Below are 23,801 nucleotides of genomic sequence, written 5' to 3' on the forward strand. Positions count from 1 at the left end.
TTCACCTCCCAACACTTCTCGATACCGATGAACTTCGCACGTTTCGCCCCTGTCCTTTCCGCCTTGGCCGCGATCCTCTGTGCCGCCCCGAATTCGCTGTCGGCGCAAGCCGCGATGACCATGCCAGCGCCGGGAGCCAAGCAGCCCCCCGCGTCGCCGCGCGATTCGCTCAAAGTGACCATCGCCGGCGCCGACATCTCCGTGAACTACGGCCGGCCGTCCAAACGCGGGCGGGAGATCTTTGGCGGATTGGGCGACATGAAGTGGGGTATGGTGTGGCGGATGGGCGCGAACGAGGCCACGGCGTTCACCACCAGCAAGCCGTTGCAGTTTGGCGCGCTGGCCGTGCCGGCAGGCAATTACACCATGCGGGTGCTGCTTGAGGAGAACGGCAAGTGGCAGTTGATCATCAACAAGCAGACCGGCCAGTGGGGCACCGAATACAAGCCCGAGATGGATCTGGGTCGGGTGCCGATGGTGGTGACGCCGATTCCTGCGGTGGTGGAAAAGATGGAGATCACGGTGAAGGCGAATGGGAAAGGGGGAGAACTGGCTGTGGCTTGGGACAAGACGCGTGCCTCAGCGGCCTTCACGGTCAAGTAACCCGTTCCCTTTGAACAGCTTAGCAGGGTAGATCGCGGGCGGAATGGCTCAGTGCAGTAGCGCTGACCGCCCGCCTGTGGCTATTTTTAAAGGCTGTCCCTCGCCCGCTGGAACGCGGGCCCTGAGTGCGCCCCGGAAACGCCGGACGCGCGAAGAGCTCAGGCGGTGGTGCGCCACGTGAGCACGTGTGCGTCGCTGCCATGAATTTCATCGCCAGAGGACCTCGAGATGGCCGTTCGTATTCGTCTCCGCCGTGAAGGGCGGAAGAAGACCCCGATGTACCGCATTGTTGTTGCCGACTCGACCGCTCCTCGCGATGGCCGTTTCATCGAGATCATCGGACAGTATCAGCCGCGCAGCGGCGAGAACGCCCTCAATCTCAAGATCGATCGCGTGCACCACTGGATGAACGTCGGCGCGCTGCCGACGGATACGGTGCGTTCGCTGCTGCGTCGTGCCGGTGTCATGAAGTCACGCCATGAAGCGCGTCTGGCTGCGAAGCTGCAGGCCACCGCCGTCGCCATGCCGAACAGCGAGGCGTAACCTGGTCGAGTACGCGGTAGTTGGGCGAGTGCGTCGCGCGCATGGCGTGCGTGGCGCATGGGCCATCGAACCGATGACTGATGCGCCGGACGTGGTTTTCGCGTCCGGCGTTGTCATTTATGCGGGCGACCGCGAAGGCAAGCTGTCGATGAGTGCCAGCGGCGCGCCCATCGCGCTTACGGTGGTGGACGGACGGCATATGAACAAGGAGTGGCTGGTCCGCGTGCGCGAGGTGCCGGATCGTGATCAGGCCGATCTCTGGCGCGGGCGCTATCTGCTTGTGGACGCGGCACGCCTGCCGGAGCCCGATCCGGACGATGTCTATGTCTCGGCGTTGATTGGCATGCAGGTGGAAATGATTGGCCAGGGCCAGGTTGGTCGCGTGCGTGATGTATACGACGCGCCGCAGGGGCTCTTGCTGGAAGTCGAGACGGCTACCGGGCGGCCCCTGGTCCCCTGGCATCCGGATATCATCGAGCGGGTGGATGAGGAAGCGCGCCTGATCGTGCTCAAACCGCTCGAGGGGTTGTTGGAGTAGGTTTGGCTCCATGCTGCGCATCAACATCGTTACGATCTTCCCGGAATTCTTCGCGGCGCCACTGGCGCTGAGCATTCCCGCCAGGGCGGCGGGGACCGGCGGGGCCTCGTACCATGTGGTCGACTTGCGGGACTTCACGCACGATCGACATCGCACGGTGGATGACTACCCGTTCGGCGGTGGCCCCGGCATGGTGATGAAACCCGGCCCGTTCTATGAGGCCGTTGAGTCACTGCAGGTGACCGCGCCGATTGTGCTGTTGTCACCACGCGGCAAACGATTCGGACACGCGGACGCGGTGCGCTTCGCGGCGGGCACCGAGCTCACGCTGTTGTGTGGCCACTACAAGGACGTAGACGAGCGTGTGGCACAACATCTGGCCACCGAGGAGCTGTCGCTGGGCGACTTCGTGTTGAGCGGCGGAGAACCTGCGGCACTGGCCATCGTGGATGCGGTTGTCCGATTGCTGCCTGGCGCGATGGGTGACATCGAGAGTGCGCGCGGGGATTCGTTCTTCGATCGGGGCATCAGCGCGCCCAGCTACACCCGCCCGGCGGATTTCCGCGGCCTGTCTGTGCCCGACGTGTTACTGGGCGGTGATCATGCCAAGGTGAACGCGTGGCGCGAGGCGCAGAGTCTGGAGCGAACGCGCGAGGCGGAGGCGCGCGATCGTGAGGCGTGGGCGGAACGGAGCACCCTGATTGCGTTGCGCGAAGCGGCCATTCGCGAGGTCGAGCGGGTGCAGGCGGAGAAGGCGGCGAAGAAGGCGCGTAAACGCAAACCAACCGGGTAATATGCGATCGATCCCCCTGATGCTTGTTGTCACGCTGGCTGGTGTCACGCCCGTTCTTGTTGCGGCGCAGACTTCCCCCGTCGAGGCCGTCGTTGCGATCAAGCGGCCGCTCAACCCACTGCCGCCGGAGGCCGCGAGCGCCAACGAGACCCGATTCTCGTTCATCGTGTATGGTGATACGCGTGGGCGTCGGGACGGCATCGATCCACAGTACGAGCATTCGCTGGTGGTGGAGTCGATGCTGGCGACGATCCGGTCGCTCAAGAGCGGTCCCGATCCCGTGCGGTTCGTGCTGCAAAGTGGCGATGCGGTGGTGAACGGCCGCGACCCCAAACAGTGGAACGTGAGTTTTGTGGGACTGATCAATCGGCTCACCACGGAAGCCGGCGTCCCGTACTTTCTTGTGCCGGGCAATCACGATGTCACCGCCGCCTCCGACCTGAACAATGCGGGACGACAGGTGGGATTGAAGAACTACCTGCAGGCCGTGTCAGGATTGATCCCCGCTGACGGTGCGACCCGTCGACTGAACGGCTATCCCTCGTACGCATTTGGCTATGGCAACACGTTTGTCCTCACGATGGATTCCAACATCGCGGATGACTCCACGCAGTTTGCCTGGGCCAGTGCGCAGTTGGCGGGTCTTGATCGCAAACGGTATACGCACGTCGTGGCGTCGTTTCACCATCCGGCGTACTCGTCGGGTCCGCATGGAGCGGCCATCGTGGAAGGGCCCACCGCCGCCATTCGCGCGCGCTATATGCCGCTGTTTCGACGGCACCACGTTGAACTCGTGGTCACCGGGCACGAACACCTGTTCGAGCACTGGGTGGAACGCTACACCGACGCGACGGGCGTGCGTCGGCGACTCGATCAGATTGTGACCGGCGGCGGCGGGGCGCCACTGTACAGTTATCAAGGGGAGCCCGACTTGCGCCAGTACATCACGGCCGCTGGTCGAGACTCGGTGCGCCTGCAGCATCTGGTGCGTCCCGGCATGGAACCCGGTGACAACGCATATCACTACGTGGTGGTGCATGTCGATGGCGCGCGCATCTGGCTGGATGTGGTGGGGATCGATTGGGGTCGGGGCTATCAGCCGTACCGCAGCACGCGGGCCGGATTGTGGGACGGGAACGGCGTTCCCCCCTGACCGGCCAGCGTCGATCGGCGAGTTCGGGCGCTTCATGAGCCACCGACACCGTCTTCTGCGCATCAATAGGTGACGGTTCTGTTCACCTACGCGGTCGGGCGACTTCGGTCCTCCGGCGGCATCGCCAGAGGACTTGGTCATGCGTTTCAGATTGGTCGCAGTTTGTGCTCTGGTGTCGCTGGCAGCCTGCGGTGGCGGGGACGGCCCGACTGGCCCGGCCGCGGTCGCCTCAATTGCCGTTTCCAGTCCGCCGCAGGCGATTGCCGCGATTGGGGAGTCGGTTCAGCTGACGGCGACGGCGAAGGACGCCAAAGGAGGGAGCATCGCGTCCGTCACCTTCACCTGGACGTCGTCCGACCCGAATGTCGCAACGGTTGCCGCCGGAGTGGTCACGGCGGTTGGCAACGGCACCGCCACCATCACGGCGGCCAGTGGATCGATTAGTGGCGCGGTGCAGGTGACCGTGCAGCAATCGGTGACGCAGGTGGTCGTGACGTGGTCGACGGATACGCTGCGTGCAATTGGCGATACGGCGCGCGCGATGGCCACCGCGCGCGATGCGCGCGGCAACGCGGTCAGCGGCAAGACACTCACCTGGAGTTCGGCCAGTCCGGGCGTTGTGACGATTGACGACAACGGACTGATGACGGCTGTCGCCGAAGGGACGGCCATCGTCCGAGGCAGCAGTGACGCGGTGCAGGGCGAGCGGACCATGCAGGTGCGTCAACGCGCGGCGAGACTCGCCATTACGCGACAGCCCTTCGGCGCGCGTGCCGGCATCGCACTGACCACGCAACCGCAGGCGGAGGTGCAGGACGCCCGCGGGACTCGTGTGGTGAGCGACAACTCCACCATCGTGACCGCGTCGGTTGCCACCGGTGGCGGCACCATTGTGGCGGGCGCCACTGCCACGTCGGTTGCCGGTGTGGTGACGTTCTCGAACCTCGCCGTTGGTGGTGCCATCGGATTGAAAGCGCTGCAGTTCGGCGCTCCCTCCGTGAGCGGAGCGACGAGCGATGCGTTTGCCTTGTCGGCGGGAGTGGCGGCTGCGCTGGTGGTGGTCGCGGGCAACAACCAAACGGCGCTGGCGGGCACGACGCTGAGCGCGCTGTTGCAGGCGGGCGTCCGTGACGGCTACACCAATCCGGTGATCGGCACGCCGATCACGTACGTCGTCCAGCAGGGCGGCGGGACATTGTCCAGTGTCGCGTCGGCCAGCGACCAGAACGGCAATGCGACGGCCAGCTACACGCTGCCGCTTCACGCCGGGACGTCGGTGGTTGTGGCGACGTCGAGCGCCATCCCGTCCGCGCAAGCGCAGTTTTCGATCACCGCCACGCCCAACGGCGTGATCAGCGGTGTTGTGTCGTCATCTGTCTCCGGAATCCGGGCATTCAATCTGCGCTCCACTGCGGCTGCCCGTGAGCGATCCAGTGCGCCACCGGTCATTCCGAAGAATTCGGTCGCGCAAGACGTCGCGTCCATCGACGATGCGATTCCGGGTGAGTTGCTGGTGACCTATCGGCCCGATCGCATTGACGCACCGGCCATCGGGTCACATGCGTTTCAGCAGCGTAGTGTGGCCGCCGAGGTGAGCGTATCCATTCGGGACGCCATTGCACCGGCGGTGCGTGATGGACTGATCAGCGTCGCAGGCGTCTCACCGGCGATCCTGACGGCGCTGGTGAGGGTTAAGCCGGGGATCTCGGAGGCGGCGGCATTCGCGCGCTTGCGCGCTGATCCGCGCGTGCTGGCAGTGGAGCGCAACGGGCGAGTGTACTCGCATGTGGTGGCGCCGACAGCCATGGAAGCCTTGCTCCTGCACAGCGGGCACGACGCCACCGTCAAGTCGAACGTGTTGGAACGGCTGATGCCGTATCCCTTTGACGCCGCGCGCCTCGCGACGTTCCCTGGTGACGGGACCTACCCGGGGAATGCACTCTACATGAGTCAGGCCTGGCACTACAACATGATTGCCTTGCCGCAGGCGTGGGGACTGACACAGGGCAGCGCGAGTGTCCTGGTGGCGGTGGTCGACGACGGTATCCGATTCGACCATCCCGCGATGGCCGGTGTGACCACCACCGATGGATACGACTTCGTGCCGGTCGGCACCGTCGCGCTGTGCGTCGGCGGCACCGCCAGCACGAATGGCGATGATGACGGCCCTGACCCCGATCCGACACAGCCATCGAATCGCTCGTTCAACAACGCCGGCACCTGCGTGAACGAGGTGAAGAGCAGCGGTAACCACGGGCTGCATGTGTCCGGGACAATTGGTGCGGTGCGCACCAACGCCAGCGGCGTGGTGGGTGTGAACTGGCAGGTTCGCATCCGGCCGGTTCGGGTGCTCGGAGTCCACGGCTCGGGTTCCAATTTCACCGTGGCGCAGGGCATTCTCTATGCGGCCGGTCTACCGGCCGATGACGGCGCCGGCGGAACCGTCACGCCGACGGGTGGGCCGGCGCGAATCATCAACATGAGTCTTGGCGGGACCACCTTCAGCACGGCCATGTCGACGGCCGTCGCGCAAGCCCTTGCCAATGGCACGCTGATAATTGCGTCAGCCGGGAACAACAACAACTCGACACCATCGTATCCCGCGTCCTACCCGGATGTCGTTTCGGTGTCGGCCGTGGGACCGACACTCAATCGGGCCACCTACTCGTCATACGGCGCCACGGTGACAATCGCCGCGCCCGGCGGACAGGTGAGCAGTGGCTATTCGCACGGCGTACTCTCTTCGACCTGGAACTTCGTAACCAATGCGCCGACGGTCGATTCCTGGCAGGGGACGTCCATGGCGGCACCTCACGTCACGGGAGTGGCCGCTCTGCTCGCGGCTCGCGAGCCGTCGCTGACCGTTACGCAGTTGCGTCAGCGGCTGCTCGACTATGCCGTAGATATCGGAGCGGCAGGTCGCGATGACTTTTTTGGCGTGGGTCTGTTGAATGCCCGCAACGTGCTCACGAGTTCACTCGGGCCGCCACGATCGCTGTTCGTGCGCCTGATGAATGCGACCACTGGCGCCATCGTACGTACCCTGACGGCCGGCGCCGGTGGGGCGTACGAGTTTGGTGGCTTGCCTGATGGTTCGTACTGGGTATTTGCCGGCCACGATGAAAGCGGAGACGGTCTGACGGGGCTGCCGTGGCGCGCATGGGGAGCACTGGGAACCGCCGCCTCCCCTACGAGCGTGGTGGTTGATGGCGCGGGCGTGCACACCGCCACGTTTTCAGTCTCGACTGGATTTGAACTTGAGCCGAATGGGACAGCGGAACAGGCCAACGAGTTGGTCGTCGATGGATACATGAACGGTGATCTCACGGCACTCAACGACGCGGACTACTACCGGCTGCGGATCGCGCAGCCGGGAACCTACACCGTGCAAGTGACCGGTCAGGTGGGTGCCTGCCGCTACGCGCTCGAAGCCGATCCCGTGGTGACGATCACCACCGCGCTCGGCGCGGCCGTGGCGTCCAGTGACGACATCGATCCGGCGGGCAACGACTACTGTGCTCGCGTGTCGCGCACATTCACACCCGGAGACTATCTGGTGCGGATCGGTGCATCGCAGACGGGTCGCTATGTGGTGAGCGTTCGCAAGTCGTAGTGGCGCACCCGTTCAACCGCGGGCTGCCTGACGACACCAGGCACTCCGCGTCGCGCCACTACGCCTTGGACCGCGTGCCAGTGACTGGAGCCGGTTCGGTGGGCACCGACATGCCCGGAAGCTCCCGGACAATCCCACCCGTCATCGCATCCCCGTTCGCCCGCAATGTCCAGGTGACCGTCGCCTCGGCGGAGTGCATCTCACCATTCATGTTGAGCTGGACGGTTTGCTTTTGCACGAATACGGCCGCGCCATCGGTGAAGCGGCCACCAATGGTGGCGTTTGGCACCGGCGTGCCGTCGGGACGTGGCGGCACCTCGAGGGTCGCCAGCAGAGAATCCCCGGACATCGCGATGGTGATCTTGCCCTTGGCCATGATATTCGTGACCACGTCGTTCTCGACGCGCTGGCCGCGGGCAAATTCGATATCCCATTTTCCGACGACCGCCGCACCAGTCTGAGCCGCCAGCGGGGAGAGTCTGCCGGAGATCGTGAGGAGTAGTGCAATGGTCGTGAGTGTGCGCGTCATCGGTGTGGCTCCGTTGGAGTTGAGGTCCGGCCTGCGAATTGGTCACCCGCGCCGGGTCCAGGGGTTTCCCCCGACAGTGAATCGGGCGCTATTCTTCCCGACATGACCGGAACGTGTGACGTACTGATTTGTGGAGCCGGCATTGCCGGCATCGCCACGGCGCACGCGTTGGCCGTGCATGGCGTGCGGAATATCACGCTGGTGGACGAACGCCCGCCACTCACGTTGACCAGCGACAAATCATCCGAAGCGTACCGCAATTGGTGGCCAGGGCCGGACGACGCCATGGTGCGGCTGATGAACCGCAGTATCGACCTGCTGGAGCAGTGGGCCGCGCATAGCGACAACCGGTTCCAGCTTAACCGCCGAGGCTACGTCTATGCGACGGCTGATTCGGCCAAGGCCGAGCAGTTCCTTGCGGACGCGCGATTGGCCGAGCAGCAAGGGGCGGGTGATCTGCGGGTGTATCGTCGGGCGTCCGACGCCGTAGCCTATCAAGTCAGTGCGCACAGTGGCTACCTCGATCATCCGATTGGCGCCGACCTGTTCCTCGATCCAGACTCGATTCGGACGCACTTCTCGTTTCTGGCGGATGAGGTGGTGGCGGTGCTGCATGCCCGCCGCTGCGGGTGGTTGAGCGGACAGCAACTGGGCATGTATCTGTTGGAAGAAGCACGTGCCCTGGGCGTTTCCGTATTAGCGGGACGCGTGGAGGCCGTCGATGTGCACGGCGGACGCGTGAACTCGGTGACGGTGGCGTGTACCGACGGTACGCGTTCTCGCATCGCGACGCCGGTTTTTGTGAACTGTGCCGGTCCCTTTGCCAAGTCCGTGGCAACGCTGGTCGGCGTTGACCTGCCGGTGTTCTCGGAACTGCATCTCAAAGTGGCGTTCGAGGACACACTGGGTGTGGTTGATCGCAATACAGGGCTGGTGATTCTGGACGACGCGCAAATGCTGACATGGTCGGACGAGGAACGCGCCGAATTCGCCGAGAGTGACGAGACGCGCTGGCTCACGACCCGGTTGCCCGCTGGTATTCACTTGCGACCGGAAGGCTATCGACAAAGCCGGACCGTGTTGATGCTCTGGGACTATCACAGTGCGCATCGGTACGACGCGCCCGTGTTGCCGCTACCCGATGATCCCTTCTATCCGGAAGTGGTGATGCGCGGCATGGTGCGACTCGCACCGGGACTGCACCGGTATCTGGATCGACTGCCGCATACCCATGTAGATGGCGGCTACTACACCAAGACCGAAGAGAACCGCCCGCTCATTGGCCCGCTGGCGGTGCAGGGGGCCTATGTGAATGCGGCGCTGTCGGGATATGGGCTGATGGCCGCGCCAGCGGCCGGTGAACTGCTGGCGGCGCACATTACCGGCCGAGCGGTGCCGTCGTACGCGTCGGCGTTCCGACTCGATCGGTATGAGGACCCGAGGTATGTGGCCATGCTCGCGACGTGGGGGTCGACGGGGCAACTCTAGTCCGGCCCCATAGACCCTTATCCGCCGTGCGCTAGGCCGACAACTCCCGGATGGCGCGCACCAACGTGTCGAGTTCCTGGGTGGTCGTGAACAACTGCGGACAAATGCGTACACCCTGCACACCGGCCGAATCGATGGCGACGGTCCAGATGCGGTATTTGTCGAACAGTGTGGTGGCGAGATCGCCGGGCTTCATGCCGGCGATACCCACGTTGGCAATCGCGCCCGTGCGCTTGGGGTCGCTGGGCGTGAAGAGATTGACGTTCTTGCGGCCGCGCACTTTGGTGGTCCAGTACTGTTGCAGCCAACGCAAGCGCGCTTCCTTGCGCTGAATGCCGATATGCTCGTGGAACTCGATGGCGTCGATGATGCCCAAATCCGTGTGCACGGGGTGCGTGCCGGTGTGGTTCAGCTTGCGGATGTCGTCATTGGGGACGCCCATATCGCCAAACATCGGCCACAACGACGCAATGCGATCCTTGCGCACGTACAACAGGCCGGCGCCGAGGGCGGTCCCAAGCCATTTATGCAGGCTGGCACCGTAATAGTCGCAGTCGAGATCGGGGATACGAAAGTCGAACTGCGCAAACGCGTGCGCCCCGTCCACCATCACGTGCACGCCCCTGGCATGCGCCATATCGCAGATTCTGCGGACCGGCAGCACCTGACCGGTAATGTTGATCTGGTGACATACCATCAACAGTCTGGTGCGCGCCGTGATGGCGTTGGCGTATACCTGCACGACCTCATCGTCGGACGCGGGGTCGAACGGGACGGTGACCAGCGCGTTCTTCGTGCCCCAGCGGCGGCTCATGAGGGTGAACTGATCGAGCATCGCGCCGTAGTCGTGCACGGACATCACGGCTTCGTCGCCCACCTTCCAGTCATAGCCCGACACGACGGTGTCCAGCGACTCGGTGGTATTCCGGGTGATGATCAGCTCATCCGGTGAGCAGCCGGCCAGCTGCGCCAATCGTTCCTGCGCCTTCCGTTTGTTGTCATACTGCACGGTGCGCATGTACCGCGCCGCCAGCACGTTCACTTCGCGCACATGCCCGATGAACCGTTCGAGCACGGGCTGCGACTGCATGCTGTAATAGCCGTTCTCCAGATTGATATAGGCGGGCGTCAGGCGATAGCTGGCGCGAACGGTGTCCCAGAAGTCCGCGCGACCGGCCAACTCCGTGGCGGGAAGCGCGCTGAATGCCGCGAGGTGATCGGGCGTGAAGAGCATGGCCAGCGACGCCCCGCCCATCGCCTGCAGAAACTCGCGCTTGTTCACGGTTGCACCTTGACCCGGCGTTTCATGAGCGCTTCGATCTCGTCCATCTCTCGCGGCACCATGGAAATGCGCTCGAGGCCCTTGTCGGTAATGAGGTAGTCGTCCTCGATGCGCACCCCGGTGTTCTGGTACTTGAGCACGACGGATCGGACCTTGGCAATGAACGCGCGATTCTTCGGCGTATCGGGGAGCACGTCGAGCGCGCGAGTGCTCACGTAGATGCCGGGTTCGATGGTGAACGCGTCACCGATCTGGAAGCGCGCATCCGCACCGCCGCCCTGAATGGGGTCGTGGACCGCGAGCCCGATGCCGTGGGTGATGCCGTGAATCATCCACAGGTTGCTTTGTTTGCACGGTGCGGGATTGGCCGTGCAATTCACCGACCACGGCGGATCGAACGAGGCGTCTTCGCTTTCGACGAGACCCAATGCCGCCAATCCCCGGGCGCGCACCGCGACCGATGAATCGGCCGCCGCGCGCACGCTCATGCCGGGCTTGGAATAGCGCTCGGCGATATCCTGCGCATCACGCACCAGCTGATAGATCTGGCGCTGGGCCGGCGTGTAGGTCCCGCTGACCGGAATGGTGCGGGTGATATCTGCCGCATACCCGCGGAACTCCGCGGCGGCGTCCATGACCACCAGGTCGCCCGGTTTCACCGGATCGGAATCTTTCATGTAATGCAGCTGCGTCCCGTTGATGCCGGCGCCGACAATCGATCCATAGGCGGGCCGCTCCGCGCCGCGGCGCGTGAACTCGTATTCCAGCGAGGCGCGCAATTCATACTCATGCAGGGGATTGGCCGTCAGCATGGCGGCCCGGTGACCCTCGGCGCTGATCTGTGCCGCCTGTCGAATGAGCGCCTGTTCGGCGTCTGACTTCCTGGCGCGCAGTTGCAGCACCGCCGGCATGCCGTTGCGGATGGCCAGTGCCGGATACCGGCGACCGAGCGCCTTGACGGCCTCCTGACCACGCGTCAGCGAGTCGTTGCGCGCGAAGTCCATCGTCTCCACATCCGGGATGTGATAGAACGGCAGTCCGGTCTGCGCGAGCGAATCGAGCACACTGTTCAGCGCGTCGAACGGGCGTGCGGGCATCCCGGTGCGCGCCTCGCTGTTACCCGCATTCGTTCGTTGTCCATAGTAGAACGCCGTGCGTGCATCGATCGGCGTGACGAAGAGGGTGCTTTGTGCCCGCTTGTTGCGCACCACCATGACGAGTGCGGCGTCCGGCTCGTCGAACTCGGTGAGATATCGAAAGGCCGGCAGCTGGAAGAACGTGCTGAAGTCGTGCACCAGTTCGCGCCCGCCAAACGCAATCACCACGCCACTGTCCAGCCGCGCGGCCAGCGCGTCCCGACGCGCGGCCGTCTCCTGCCGCGTCACGATCCCGGCGTCCTGCGCGCACAGTTCGGCAATCGGGGACGCAAACATCGCGGCAGCCACGCAAACGGACGGAATTCGCATCGGACCTGGGAAAGAGGACTGGGCGCTCGGATTCAGCGCGAATGATCAGTGGGCCGGATATGGACAATGGCCGTTCGCGGAGACCGAGGTCAAGAGCCGTGCGATCCGGATTGGGGAGACTGACTTACCGGCCGGGCGCCGATGTGTAGCTTCGAGCGATGTCAATTCCTCTCGCCCCAGAACCCGACGCCGGCCTGTTCGGCTGGTGGCGCGTGGCCGGTCCGCAACCGCGCCGCGCTCTGATCGCCGCGTCGATGGGTTGGGCGCTTGACGCCTTCGATGTGATGCTGTTCTCCCTGACCCTCTCGGCGGTCATCGCAGAACTCGGCTTGACGAAGACGCAGGCCGGCGCCCTCGGGTCCATCACGCTCCTCGGAGGCGCTGCCGGGGGATTGATTTTCGGGTTCGTGGCCGATCGCTATGGTCGCACCCGCGCCATGATGGCCAGCGTGCTGCTGTATTCCGTGTTCACCGCCGCCTGCGGATTTTCACAGACCTTCTGGCAATTCGCCGCGTTCCGCGCGTTGCTGGGACTCGGAATGGGTGGCGAATGGGCCAGCGGCGCGGCGCTGGTGTCGGAGTCGTGGCCGGCCAAGCATCGAGGACGTGCCCTGGGGTACATGCAGAGTTCGTGGGCCATCGGCTTTGCGAGCGCTGCCATGGTGGTGGGGTTTGTGTTGCCTCGCTACGGATGGCGCGCCGTGTTCTTTGTCGGCATCCTGCCGGCATTCTTCACGCTGTGGTTGCGCCGCAGCGTGCAGGAGCCCGAACCGTGGTTGGCGCTGCAGCGCGCGAAGAAGGCCGGCGGTGACGTGGCACGCAAGGCGACGGGCAGCGTGCTGGACATGTTTCGCGGCCGCACGCTGCGCCTCACGGCGGTGGTGACGCTCATGAACGCCTGTGCCCTGTTCGGATGGTGGGGTTTGAACGGCTGGGTACCGGCGTACCTGTCGTTGCCAACCACCCAAGGTGGCATTGGGCTCTCCACGCAAACCATGTCGTGGCTGATCGTGTTCATGCAGGTCGGAATGTGGTTGGGCTACGTGTCGTTCGGCTATATCACCGATGTCATCAGTCGCAAGCGGGTGTACGTGACGTACCTGCTGATGGCGAGCCTGCTGCTCCCGTTGTACGGATCGATGAAAGACCCGACCATCCTGCTGCTGCTTGGACCGTTTGTGGCCTTTTTCGGCACCGGCTTCTTCAGCGGTTTCGGCGCGGTCACGGCGGAGATTTATCCCACCACGATTCGCGCGTCCGCGCAGGGCTTCACGTACAACATCGGCCGTATCGCCAGCGCGGCAGCACCATTCACGGTAGGCAAGCTGGCCACCAGCAGCGGCTTTCAAGTGGCGTTCGCCGTGGCGGGTGCGGCCTACCTGCTGAGTGCCATTGCCTGGAGTGGCATTCCGGAAACGCGCGGTCGGGAACTGGAGTAGCCGTGCGATTCGTGTCTGGGCAGGAACTGCGCGCGCAGCCGTCGAAGGCAGTGACACTGTTCGGGATGTCGGGGGTCGGCAAGACGACCCTGGCGGGTCGGTTGCAGCAGCACGATTGGTTCCAGTACTCGGTGGATTACCGCATTGGCACGCGGTACATGGACGAGCACATCGTCGACAATTTCAAGCGCGAGGCCATGAAGGTGCCGCTGCTGCGGCAGCTGCTACGGTCGGATTCCATCTACATCCGGTCGAATCTCTCGTTCGAGAATCTCAGCCCGCTGTCGACGTATCTGGGCCAGCCTGGCGATCCATCCAAAGGCGGCATTCCATTCGCCGAATACCGTCGGCGGCAGGAGCAGCACCGGCTCGCCGAAACGCGCGCGCTGCTTGACGTAGCGGAGTTCATCGATCGCGCGCGTGATATCTATGGTTATCAGAACTTCGTCTGCGATTCCGGCGGGAGCCTGTGCGAGGTGGTGGATCCGGCGGACGCGTCAGACCCGGTACTGTGCAGCCTGGCCGAGCACACGATGCTGGTGTACATCGCAGGCACCGAGGCGCATACCCGTCAACTGGTGGAGCGATTCAAGCGCCATCCGAAACCGATGTACTACCAGCCGGAATTCCTCGAGACGGCGTGGGGAACCTACAAGGAGCTGGCCGGTGTTCGCGATGACGATGCGGTGGACCCCGACGGGTTCGCCGCGTGGGGGTTCGAGCAACTCGTCCGCCATCGCATCCCGCTATACGAAGCGATTGCCAAAGCGCACGGGTACACCATCCACATGGATGATGTACCCGGAGTCACCTCAGCCGACGACTTTGTGACGTTGCTGGCGAACACGATCGACGCACCGTCGCGCTGATCGTCGCGGAACGCGACTTACGCCATTTTCGCCTGCAACCGGCGGTCGATGGCGTCGAGGAATGCTTCGGTATTGAGGTACGGCGAGTCCTTGCTGATGAGGATGGCGAGATCCTTGGTCATCTCGCCTGCTTCCACTGCCTCAATGCACACGGCTTCCAGCGCGTGCGCAAACGTCGTGACGGCCGGCGTGCCGTCCAGCTTGCCCCGATGGGCCAGACCTCGCGTCCAGGCGAAGATCGAGGCGATCGGGTTGGTGGACGTGGCATTGCCTTTCTGGTGTTCGCGAAAGTGGCGGGTGACGGTGCCGTGGGCGGCTTCGGCTTCCATCGTCTTGCCGTCAGGCGTCAGCAGCACGCTGGTCATCAATCCCAGTGATCCGAAGCCCTGGGCGACGATGTCCGACTGCACATCACCGTCGTAGTTCTTGCAGGCCCACACATAGCCGCCTTCCCACTTGAGCGCGGAGGCGACCATATCGTCGATCAGGCGATGCTCGTACGTGAGGCCAAGCTTGTCGAAGTCCGTCTTGAACTCGTCGTTGAACACCTGCTCGAAGATATCCTTGAACGTGCCGTCGTAGGCCTTGAGGATGGTGTTCTTCGTGCTGAGGTACACCGGATAATTGCGCTGCAGGCCGTAGGTGAGACTGGCTCGCGCGAAGTCGCGGATGGAATCGTTGTAGTTGTACATGCCCATGGCCACACCGCCGTCCACGCCGAACTTGGCGATCTCGAACTGCATCGGCGCGCTCCCGTCGGCCGGTGTGTACGTCATGGTGACCGTGCCGGGCCCAGGGACCTTGAAGTCGGTGGCCTTGTACTGATCGCCGTGCGCGTGGCGACCCACGACGATGGGTTTCGTCCACCCTGGTACCAGCCGCGGGATGTTGGAAATGATGATGGGCTCACGGAAGATCACGCCGCCAAGAATGTTGCGAATCGTGCCGTTGGGGCTCTTCCACATCTTCTTGAGTCCGAATTCCTTGACGCGCGCCTCGTCGGGTGTGATGGTCGCGCACTTCACGGCCACGCCGTGCCTCTTGGCCGCTTCAGCCGAGTCGATCGTCACCTGGTCGCTGGTGGCGTCCCGGTGTTCGATGCTCAAGTCGTAGTAGTCGAGCTGCACATCCAGATAGGGCAGGATCAACTTGTCCTTGATGAACTGCCAAATGATGCGGGTCATCTCGTCGCCGTCCATCTCGACGACCGGGTTCACTACCTTGATCTTGGCCATGACGTTGTGTGACGCCGTCCGAGTCGGTGTCGCGGGTGACGACCGGGTGCGGGCGGCTGAGAAAGAGGAAAGTCGAAGTTGCTCCGCCAATGATATCGCCTTGGTCGGCCCATCGCACCCCGGGGTGTAGGGGTTCTACTGATCGACGCGGGCGGATGACTGGGCGATTCTGCAGCGACCCATTGCCCGCATGCCCATTTGAAACGTCCGACAATGCGCGTGGCGTTTGCGCTGCTGCTCCTGCTGCATGGAAGCATTCATCTGCTGGGCTTCGTCAAAGCGTTCGGATTTTCCGACGTCGCGGCGCTCCGTCAGTCGGTAACGCTGTTGGCCGGCGGCCTGTGGCTGGTCGCCGCGTTGCTCCTGAGTCTGTCGGCGTTGCTGGTGGCCACGTCGTCCCGGTGGTGGTGGATACCGACTGGCATCGGCGTCCTCCTGTCACAGGCCCTGATTGTGGGTGCCTGGGGGGACGCCAGATTCGGTACCGTCGTGAATCTGCTCGTGCTGCTGCCAGTGCTGGTGGTGCTGGCGGACCAGCGCCCCGGCAGTCTCGCGTCGCGCTATCACGCGGACGTACGGGCGCTCCTTGATACGGCGCCGACGTACGAGCGGTCCCACGTGACGGAAGCGGATCTGGCGCCTTTGCCACCACTGGTTCAGGGATACTTGCGGCGCGTCGGCGTGGTAGGATGGCCACATGTGTGGAACTTTCGGGCATCGTTCTCGGCCGATTTCAAAATGAATCAGGCGTCGCCGTGGATGAACGCGTCGGTCGAGCAGTATGAATTCTTCAACCCGTCCGCGCGCTTGTTCTTCATGACGGCGACCCGCAGTGGCGTGCCGTTTGACGGATATCACCGCTACGTGGGCAACGACGCGGCGTTCACCGTTCGTGTGGCCGGTCTGGTGCCCATGGTCGATGCCTCGGGTCCGGTCATGACGCAAAGCGAGACCGTGACGCTCTTCAACGACATGTGCATTCTGGCGCCGGCGGCACTGGTGGACGCGCCCATCACCTGGCAGACGCTTGATGCCACCCATGTCCGCGCCGAGTTCCGCAACGCCGGATACGGCATTGCAGCCGTCCTGACGTTTGACGCGCAGGGGGATCTGGCGAACTTCCGTTCGGACGATCGGCACTACTTCGACGGCAAGACGGACAAGCTGTTGCCGTGGCTCACGCCGGTTTCCTCATATAGGGACTTCGGCGGCATGCGACTGGCGGCCGTGGGCGAGGCCCAATGGCTTGAGGATGGCAAAGCCTGGACCTACGGGCGATTCGTGCTCCGGCACATTGAGTACAACGTGCCTTCGGCGGCACGCACCAGGGAGTAGGCGGAAACCCGTCGCGGGTGCAGGCGTAGTAGGTTGAGCCATGACCGCTCGCCGTCCATCATCCTGTCGCTGGCCGCTGCTGCTCGCTCTGCTGCTGGCGGCATGTCTGCCCTCGTTGCGTCGCGCAACCCCGGCGCCGCTGCTGGCGCGGCGACTGGTGCTTGCACTGGACGGCATCGACTATCGCGACATCGTCGCGGCGCGCGAACGCGGCCTGTTCGCCGGATTTCACGAACCCAGTCGGCTGATCTCGACCTTCCCGTCGATCAGCGACATCGCGTGGCACGAGATCTTTCGCGTTCAGGCGCCCCGCGGATATCAGCGCATTTTCTACAGCGCCGGCTACAACGATGTGGTTGGCGCTCCCCTCGACGCCATTCGTCCCATTGAATTCGAAGACCGGATGGACATGGCGTTCGGCGCCAAATTTCATCATCTGGGCGCGTACCTCATTTCCAACACCATCGCCCGCCGTGAAGTCGATGTGGCGGTGCGCGATTTCCTGACAGTCAGTGGTCGGTCGACCGTGTACGTGTACAACGTGGGACCGGATGCGCTGCAGCATACGCGGGGCGACCTCGTGCGCTACCTCGAGCATCTCGATCAACAGCTCACCGCGCTGGACGCGGAGTATCGCCAACGCACGGGACGGTCGCTGGAAATCGTGGTACTCTCCGATCACGGGCACAATCGTGCCGTGGACGCGCGCTTTCTCCCCGTGGTGAAGGCCCTGGAGGCCCGCGGCTTCCACACCGCCGATCGGTTGCGCCTTCCCACCGACGTGGCATTCAGCGTCGACGGGGTGACCACCGGGTTTGGCGTATTTGCCGCGGCGGACTCCGTGTCGTCGCTGTCGCGCCTGCTCGCCTCCGTGGACGGGGTGGACCTGGTGTCGGAACGCGTCAACGACGATGTGTACATCGTACGAAACGCGACCCAGGACGGGCGCATTGACCGGCGCGCAGGAGCCGCCGGGGATCGCTATCGGTATGTGCCGCTGAGCGGCGATCCGCTGGGATATGCCGGCACGATCAACCGGATGCAGCAGGATGGCGCGTTTGATGACGACGGATTCGCCGATGCTCCCACGTGGGTGCGGTACACCGCCAGTGCGCGTTACCCTGCCGCGGTTGTTCGCATCGTGCGGGGACACACCGTGGTCACGCTCAATCCCGCTCCCATTCTCGTGTCCATCGCCGATTCCTATCGCGTGGGTCTTGGCATGGTGTCCATCGCCAATCGCATGCGTCCACTGGGTGGCACGCACGGCGCACTGAGCAATACCAACTCGCTGGGTGTCGTCATGACGAACTTCCGTGACACGCGCGACGATCTCACCACGAGCATCAGTGAGCAGTTTGACGGTTTTGCCGACCTCGGCGCGGTGCGCATCAGATCGTCCAGCGCCCGGCTCACGAGCGCGTGGCTGATTGGCCGCGATCAGCGGAGTCCGTTTACACGTGATGGCTCGATGCGGCTCGCGGGCAATCGTGGGGTGGCGCTCGAGGTATCGATCACCGGCAAGCAACTGCAGTGGGCAGACGGTCGGGGCATCCTGTTCATTGATGTGCGTCGTTCGCGCCGCGACAACCGCCCGTCGGCGCTGGTGGGCACGAGTTATCTGCCCATGCCAGGGGCACCCGATGCGCCTGTTTCGAGCGACGGTTGGATTGCCGCCCCCGATCGGCAGCATTATCTCCTGCCGTTGTCGAAGATCCTGGTTGAGGCGCTGGAGCCAAATACTTCGTACGACGTGCGGATCATCCTCGATCGCATCGCGACGTCGCCCGGCGACGGCCAGATCGCCTCGAAGTCGGTCGCGACGCTGTCCGTCCGCACAAATGCGAACGGTGAGCTCTGGCCTTACTGAGGGTTGGGGCGTAGCATGAAATGACGCGCAGCCGTCATGGGCGGATTGCGCATGACTCGAACCCGCCTCTCAGGACTCTGCCGATGCGCGCGACTCGTCGTCTTCCGGTATTCCCGCTCTCCCTGACCTTGGTGGTGCAGGCCGCGGCCGTCTTGGCCGCATCGGCGCAGTCGCCCGCTGGCACCCGCCTGCTGCGCACGCCGTCGGTGAGTGCGCAGCATATCGCCTTCGCCTATGCCAACAATGTCTGGGTGGTCGAGCGCGCCGGCGGTGCCGCGCGCCGGCTGACGAGCTTTCAGGGTCAGACGCAAAACCCCAAGCTGTCACCAGACGGAACGATGATCGCGTTCAGTGCCGAGTACGCGGGAAATACCGACGTGTACACGGTGCCGGTTGGGGGCGGCCAACCGACGCGCCTGACGTGGCACCCCGGCGCCGATCTCGTGCAGGGTTGGATGCCCGACGGACGAACCATTGTGTTTGCTTCGGGGCGTGCAACGTGGGCGGCCAATGGTGTGCCGCGATTCTGGACGGTGCCGGCAGCGGGCGGAGTGGAATCACCGATGCCGATGCCCCGCGCGAACCAGGGAAAGATTTCGCCCGACGGCGGACGCGTCGCCTATCGCATGCCGTCCTCGTGGGACGAAGAACGTCGGAACTATCGTGGCGGACAAAATCGTCCGATCTGGATTCTGGATCTCAAGACGATGGCGGTGGACACGACGCCATTTGCCGGTTCGAAGGAAATGGATCCGGCGTGGGTGGGTGATGTCGTGTACTTCCTCTCCGATCGGGATGGTGTGTCGAATGTCTGGTCGTACGACACGAAGTCGAAGAAGCTGGCGCAAGCCACGAAATTTACGGACTTCGATGTCAAGTCTCTCGACGCGGGCGCCGGCGTCGTCGTGTTCGAACAGGCCGGGTATCTGCATGAGTACGATCCGAAGCTTGGACGTTCGCACATCGTGAACATTTCGGCGACGGGTGATTTTCCGTGGATGATGGCGCAGTGGAAGGACGTTTCCACGCGCATCACCAGTCTGGCGTTGTCGTCGACGGGAAAACGGGCCGCCGTTGAAGCCCGTGGGGAGATTTTCACGATTCCTGCCGAGAAGGGCGATGTTCGCAACCTGACCAACTCCAGCGGCTCGGCCGAGATCGCGCCCGTGTGGTCACCGGATGGTCGGTCGGTGGCGTACTTCAGCGACAAATCCGGCGAATACCGACTGGTGATTGCGTCGCAGGACGGGATCGCGGCACCCCGGGAGATCACCCTGCCGGAACCCAGTCGTCCGTATTCGCCGGCATGGTCACCCAACGGGCGCAAGATCGCGTTTCAGGATACGCACTTCCGGATCTGGCTGCTGGATGTCGCGACGGGCGCGGCGAAAGTTGTCGACACCGATCCGTACTTCATGGCCGATCGGTCCATTATACCGGTGTGGAGCCCGGACTCGCGTTGGCTGGCGTATCCGAAGCGACTCAAGTCGCTGTTCCGCGCCATCTACGCGTACGATGCGGAGTCGGGTCAGGTGAAGCAATTGACTGACGGGCTGGCCGATGCGACCACCCCAGCCTGGGATGCCAGTGGCAAGTATCTGTGGTTCTTCGCGTCGACGAATTTCGGACTGAACTCGTCGTTGCTGGACATGTCGAAGTACGATCATCCGGATACGCGATCGTTGTACCTGGCCGTGCTCACGAAGGCTGATCCATCGCCACTGCTGCCGGAAAGTGACGATGAAATCGCCCGGGCGCGTGGTGACAGCGCGCGTGCGCCGTCCGACTCCGCGCGCACGGCCGCGTCGGGCGGGCCGGGCGCCGCTCCACCGGTTGTCACCCGCGCGGTGACGATTGACTTCGACGGGATCCAACAGCGGATCATCGCCGTCCCGGGCATCGTTGATCGCGACTATTCGCAGCTGCGTACCGGCCCCGCCGGCACGGTGTTCTTTGTCGAACCGGTTCCGGCCACTGGCACCGGCGGCGGCGGTGTCGGCGCAGGCGGAGGCGGAGGCACGTTGCATCGCTATCAGCTGTCCACGCGCCGTGCCGCGCCGTTCGCTCAGGGGGTCGCGCAATTCGTGGTCAGTGCCGATGGGCGAAAGCTGCTGTATCGCACCGGCGGGGCGCAGAGTGGTTTGTATCTCGTGGATGCCGACCGTGCGGTGCCAGCCGCAGGCACGGGACGCTTGAGTGCCACTTTGCGGGCGTATGTTGACCCGAAGGAGGAATTCCGTCAGATCTTCAACGAAGGCTGGCGGAACGAGCGCAACAATTTGTACGTGCCCAATATGCACGGATCGGATTGGGCGGCGATGAAGAAGATGTACGAGCCGCTGCTGCCGTTCGTGATGCACCGCGCCGACTTGAACTACCTCATGGACAACATGGGCGCGGAAATCGCGATCGGGCACTCGTACGTGCGCGGCGGCGACCTGCCCGATGTGCCGAACGGCAACGGCGGGTTGCTGGGCGCCGACTTCAGCGTGGAGGGCGGTCGGTACCGTATCACCAGGATTTACGATGCCGAGAGCTGGAATCCGGAGTTGCGCGCGCCTCTGGCAACGCCGGGTGTGAACGTGAGTGTGGGCGACTACATATTGGCGGTGAACGGCGTGGCGTTGGCGGCACCGGACAACATCTTTCGGTTGCTGGATGGCACGGCCGGTCGGCAGACGGTGCTGACGGTGAACGCACGGCCCGATGTGCAAGGCGCGCGGCAAATCACCGTGGTGCCAATTGCCAACGAGCAAGGGCTGCGGACGCGCGCGTGGGTGGAGCGGAATCGCCGCATTGTTGATTCGCTTTCCGGCGGCAAGATCGCGTATGTCTACTTGCCCAATACCGGACAGCCCGGCTACACCAGCTTCAATCGCTACTACTTCGCGCAGCAGGATCGTCAGGGCGTCGTGGTTGATGAGCGCTACAACGGCGGTGGTTCTGCGGCCGACTACATCGTGGACCTGCTGGGCCGCGACTACGACGGATACTTCAACAACCCCGTTGGCGATCGCTATCCATTCACCAGCCCGGCCAACGGCATCTGGGGCCCGAAGGTGATGATCATCAACGAAATGGCCGGCTCGGGCGGCGACCTCATGCCGTTCATGTTCAAGCGACGCAAGCTGGGGCCGCTGGTGGGCATGCGCACCTGGGGCGGTCTCGTGGCCACCACGGACACGCCGCCATTTGTGGACGGAGGGTCCATGATCGCGCCGCGTTTCGGATTCTTCGCCCGCGACGGCAAGTTCGCGGTGGAGAACGAAGGCGTTGGACCAGATATCGAGGTGGAGAACTGGCCGAAAGAGGCAATCGCCGGTCGCGACGCGCAGTTGGAGCGGGCCGTCGCTGAGGCGCTGCGGTTGCTCGCGGCCAAGCCGGGTGACCGGATGAGCAAGGAACCCGCGCCTCCGGTGTGGGGGAAGCGCGGGGGACGCTGACCGCGCCCTACTTGGGTACTTCGTACTGCTCGGTGGGCAGCTTGAATGCTTTCACGAGCTTCGGATCGCCGTCGTTGCCCAGCACGCGCTGGGCAACGTACTCACCCACCAACGGCGCGAACTTGAATCCTTCGGCCTGCCCGACCCCGGCGATCCAGGCGTTCTGTGTTTCCGGGACATGATCGATGATGAAGTTGCCGTTGATGCTGGACTCGTAGTGACAGGCGCGTGTCTCCAGCAGTGGGGCATTAGCCAGCAGCGGAAAGCGTGCGGCGAGGAATCGTCGTGATCCGTCAATACGCTCCTGCGACGCCCACCGGGAACTGGTGTCCGGATGTTGCTGCAGCGGGTCCACCGGCGCCGTTGGCGTGGCGTTTCGCGTCGGGGCGGCACCGGCGGGCGAGTTTGATGGCGGCGGCGCGGTGGGTGCACCCGGTGCCGCTGGCGGAGCGATGGCGCCACGTACACGGAAGCCGCGACTGTCCGTCGGCAACATTGCCCATCCCGTGACACCGGGGAAATTGTAGCTGGGCAAGTTGGGATCGGTGAATCGGGTGTCGTGCACCGGCACCCCGAAGTAACAGACGTACCCCATGGGAACGCGCATGCGGTTCTCGAGATACGGGAAGAGCTTCTGCAGCCACGGGCCGCAGGCGAAGACATAGGAATCGCCTTGGATCACCGTGCCGTCGTCGAGAATGACGCCTTGCAGTTGTCCACCGCGAATCTCGCCCAATCGCGCGCGCCCCACGACGAGCTTGACGCCCATCTGCTGGCCGATCGCGGCGATGGCTTGCGTGGAGGCGCGGGCCCGCACCACGCCGGCATCGGGCTCGGTAATCGCGATGGTGATGTCGTGCGCGTCAATCACCGGCCAGCGCTTGCGCGCCTCGTCACCTGACAGCACCTCGTGCGGCACGTTGTTCGCCTTCCACAGTTCAAGCGTCTTCGTAATGAACGGCTCTTCGGCGGCACGCATGATCACGTCGCCGGTCTGGTGGAAGAACTTGGTCTTGAACACCGGCCCCCATTCTTTTTCGAACAGGTTCCACCGTTCAATCGAGGCGCGCGCCCACGGCGTCCACAGGTCGCCCACCGCGCGATCCCCGTACGACGAGCGAACACCGCGCGTCTCGTCGCCGCTGGTCGACCGGGAGTTGCCCGGTCCGAAGGCATCAATGAGTGTCACGCGGGCGCCGCGCTGACGCAGATGGTACGCCGTCCAACCGCCCCAGATTCCGGCGCCGATCACGACGACGTGTCCAACGCCTTTGTCGCGTGGACCCTTGCGATCGATGCCGACGACGGGCTGCGCCGAGGCAAACGTGCCACCCGACGCACAGCCTGTCGCCAGCAACGCGCCGGCACCAATCCCCGCCATACGCAGGAAGTCACGTCGTGCGATGGTGTCGATATCGCCGCCCGCATCTGCGGCAGGAGGCGCGGGGGTGGCATTCAGGAAGGGATTGGAGGCGTCCGGCATGTCGATTGGGAAAAGGGTAGGGGGCGAAGATGCAAACTCGAACGCGTTGTGGCAAATTGCTCGCTCCCTGACGCCCTTCCTTCGACGGGTCCCGAGCGGTCAGCGGTTTTGCCGTCCTG

At 64.0% G+C, this 23,801-nt stretch carries 17 protein-coding genes; 12 read left to right on the forward strand and 5 right to left on the reverse strand.

The window, feature by feature from the left end:
• Positions 1–63: 63 nt before the first annotated feature.
• From IPP90_19595 to IPP90_19620, 6 genes are all read left to right on the forward strand, one after another.
• Positions 64–603: a DUF2911 domain-containing protein gene (locus IPP90_19595; protein ID MBL0172864.1), complete on the forward strand. Its 540-nt coding sequence runs from the start codon at positions 64–66 to the stop codon at positions 601–603.
• A 228-nt stretch (positions 604–831) separates the two neighbouring features.
• Positions 832–1,146: a 30S ribosomal protein S16 gene (gene rpsP, locus IPP90_19600; protein MBL0172865.1), complete on the forward strand. Its 315-nt coding sequence runs from the start codon at positions 832–834 to the stop codon at positions 1,144–1,146.
• A 28-nt stretch (positions 1,147–1,174) separates the two neighbouring features.
• Complete coding sequence (gene rimM / locus IPP90_19605; protein MBL0172866.1) at positions 1,175–1,684, forward strand: 16S rRNA processing protein RimM; 510 nt, start codon at positions 1,175–1,177, stop codon at positions 1,682–1,684.
• A gap of 13 nt (positions 1,685–1,697) precedes the next feature.
• On the forward strand, positions 1,698–2,477 hold the full coding sequence (gene trmD / locus IPP90_19610; GenBank protein ID MBL0172867.1) for a tRNA (guanosine(37)-N1)-methyltransferase TrmD: 780 nt from the start codon (positions 1,698–1,700) through the stop codon (positions 2,475–2,477).
• Positions 2,478–2,496: 19 nt separating this feature from the next.
• Positions 2,497–3,630 carry a metallophosphoesterase gene (locus IPP90_19615; GenBank protein ID MBL0172868.1) on the forward strand — a complete coding sequence of 378 codons (1,134 nt, stop codon included), beginning with the start codon at positions 2,497–2,499 and terminating at the stop codon, positions 3,628–3,630.
• A 139-nt stretch (positions 3,631–3,769) separates the two neighbouring features.
• On the forward strand, positions 3,770–7,243 hold the full coding sequence (locus IPP90_19620) for a S8 family serine peptidase (protein ID MBL0172869.1): 3,474 nt from the start codon (positions 3,770–3,772) through the stop codon (positions 7,241–7,243).
• A 58-nt stretch (positions 7,244–7,301) separates the two neighbouring features.
• On the opposite strand, the gene IPP90_19625 is transcribed toward IPP90_19620, so the two are convergent.
• Positions 7,302–7,772, reverse strand: a complete 471-nt coding sequence (locus IPP90_19625) for a hypothetical protein (GenBank protein ID MBL0172870.1) — start codon at positions 7,770–7,772, stop codon at positions 7,302–7,304.
• 102 nt (positions 7,773–7,874) lie between these two features.
• On the opposite strand from IPP90_19625, the gene IPP90_19630 reads away from it, so the two are divergent.
• Positions 7,875–9,260, forward strand: a complete 1,386-nt coding sequence (locus IPP90_19630) for an FAD-binding oxidoreductase (GenBank protein MBL0172871.1) — start codon at positions 7,875–7,877, stop codon at positions 9,258–9,260.
• 31 nt (positions 9,261–9,291) lie between these two features.
• Here the strand turns inward: IPP90_19630 and IPP90_19635 are convergent, their stop codons facing one another.
• Entirely contained in the window at positions 9,292–10,515 is a 1,224-nt protein-coding gene (locus IPP90_19635; protein MBL0172872.1) for an aminotransferase class V-fold PLP-dependent enzyme, read from the reverse strand.
• Between the two features lie 23 nt (positions 10,516–10,538).
• Entirely contained in the window at positions 10,539–12,008 is a 1,470-nt protein-coding gene (locus tag IPP90_19640) for an aminopeptidase P N-terminal domain-containing protein (GenBank protein MBL0172873.1), read from the reverse strand.
• Positions 12,009–12,166: 158 nt separating this feature from the next.
• Here IPP90_19640 and IPP90_19645 point away from each other — a divergent pair, with 158 nt between their 5' ends.
• On the forward strand, positions 12,167–13,447 hold the full coding sequence (locus tag IPP90_19645) for an MFS transporter (protein MBL0172874.1): 1,281 nt from the start codon (positions 12,167–12,169) through the stop codon (positions 13,445–13,447).
• Positions 13,448–13,449: 2 nt separating this feature from the next.
• A complete protein-coding gene (locus tag IPP90_19650; protein MBL0172875.1) occupies positions 13,450–14,316 on the forward strand; it encodes an ATPase in 867 nt (288 codons plus the stop codon).
• A 17-nt stretch (positions 14,317–14,333) separates the two neighbouring features.
• Here the strand turns inward: IPP90_19650 and IPP90_19655 are convergent, their stop codons facing one another.
• Positions 14,334–15,551 (reverse strand): NADP-dependent isocitrate dehydrogenase, encoded by a 1,218-nt coding sequence (locus IPP90_19655; protein MBL0172876.1) that lies wholly within the window; start codon positions 15,549–15,551, stop codon positions 14,334–14,336.
• Positions 15,552–15,749: 198 nt separating this feature from the next.
• On the opposite strand from IPP90_19655, the gene IPP90_19660 reads away from it, so the two are divergent.
• The 3 genes from IPP90_19660 to IPP90_19670 all read left to right on the forward strand — a co-directional run bounded on the left by IPP90_19660 (position 15,750) and on the right by IPP90_19670 (position 22,199).
• Complete coding sequence (locus tag IPP90_19660; GenBank protein MBL0172877.1) at positions 15,750–16,886, forward strand: hypothetical protein; 1,137 nt, start codon at positions 15,750–15,752, stop codon at positions 16,884–16,886.
• A 40-nt stretch (positions 16,887–16,926) separates the two neighbouring features.
• Positions 16,927–18,756 carry a hypothetical protein gene (locus IPP90_19665; GenBank protein ID MBL0172878.1) on the forward strand — a complete coding sequence of 610 codons (1,830 nt, stop codon included), beginning with the start codon at positions 16,927–16,929 and terminating at the stop codon, positions 18,754–18,756.
• An 83-nt stretch (positions 18,757–18,839) separates the two neighbouring features.
• A complete protein-coding gene (locus IPP90_19670; GenBank protein MBL0172879.1) occupies positions 18,840–22,199 on the forward strand; it encodes a PD40 domain-containing protein in 3,360 nt (1,119 codons plus the stop codon).
• A gap of 7 nt (positions 22,200–22,206) precedes the next feature.
• On the opposite strand, the gene IPP90_19675 is transcribed toward IPP90_19670, so the two are convergent.
• Positions 22,207–23,682 (reverse strand): FAD-dependent oxidoreductase, encoded by a 1,476-nt coding sequence (locus IPP90_19675; GenBank protein ID MBL0172880.1) that lies wholly within the window; start codon positions 23,680–23,682, stop codon positions 22,207–22,209.
• Between the last annotated feature and the right edge of the window lie 119 nt (positions 23,683–23,801).

The sequence above is a fragment of the Gemmatimonadaceae bacterium genome, from assembly GCA_016720905.1.
Taxonomy (GTDB): domain Bacteria; phylum Gemmatimonadota; class Gemmatimonadetes; order Gemmatimonadales; family Gemmatimonadaceae; genus Gemmatimonas.

What these genes read in the sequence shown, in the direction of transcription:
- IPP90_19670 (MBL0172879.1), top strand. Translation starts at nt 18,840, where the DNA reads ATGCGCGCGACTCGTCGTCTTCCGGTATTCCCGCTCTCCCTGACCTTG.
- IPP90_19655 (MBL0172876.1), bottom strand. Translation starts at nt 15,551, where the DNA reads ATGGCCAAGATCAAGGTAGTGAACCCGGTCGTCGAGATGGACGGCGAC.
- IPP90_19635 (MBL0172872.1), bottom strand. Translation starts at nt 10,515, where the DNA reads ATGGGCGGGGCGTCGCTGGCCATGCTCTTCACGCCCGATCACCTCGCG.
- rpsP (MBL0172865.1), top strand. Translation starts at nt 832, where the DNA reads ATGGCCGTTCGTATTCGTCTCCGCCGTGAAGGGCGGAAGAAGACCCCG.
- IPP90_19675 (MBL0172880.1), bottom strand. Translation starts at nt 23,682, where the DNA reads ATGCCGGACGCCTCCAATCCCTTCCTGAATGCCACCCCCGCGCCTCCT.
- IPP90_19625 (MBL0172870.1), bottom strand. Translation starts at nt 7,772, where the DNA reads ATGACGCGCACACTCACGACCATTGCACTACTCCTCACGATCTCCGGC.
- IPP90_19640 (MBL0172873.1), bottom strand. Translation starts at nt 12,008, where the DNA reads ATGCGAATTCCGTCCGTTTGCGTGGCTGCCGCGATGTTTGCGTCCCCG.
- IPP90_19615 (MBL0172868.1), top strand. Translation starts at nt 2,497, where the DNA reads ATGCTTGTTGTCACGCTGGCTGGTGTCACGCCCGTTCTTGTTGCGGCG.
- IPP90_19620 (MBL0172869.1), top strand. Translation starts at nt 3,770, where the DNA reads ATGCGTTTCAGATTGGTCGCAGTTTGTGCTCTGGTGTCGCTGGCAGCC.
- IPP90_19630 (MBL0172871.1), top strand. Translation starts at nt 7,875, where the DNA reads ATGACCGGAACGTGTGACGTACTGATTTGTGGAGCCGGCATTGCCGGC.
- IPP90_19665 (MBL0172878.1), top strand. Translation starts at nt 16,927, where the DNA reads ATGACCGCTCGCCGTCCATCATCCTGTCGCTGGCCGCTGCTGCTCGCT.
- IPP90_19645 (MBL0172874.1), top strand. Translation starts at nt 12,167, where the DNA reads ATGTCAATTCCTCTCGCCCCAGAACCCGACGCCGGCCTGTTCGGCTGG.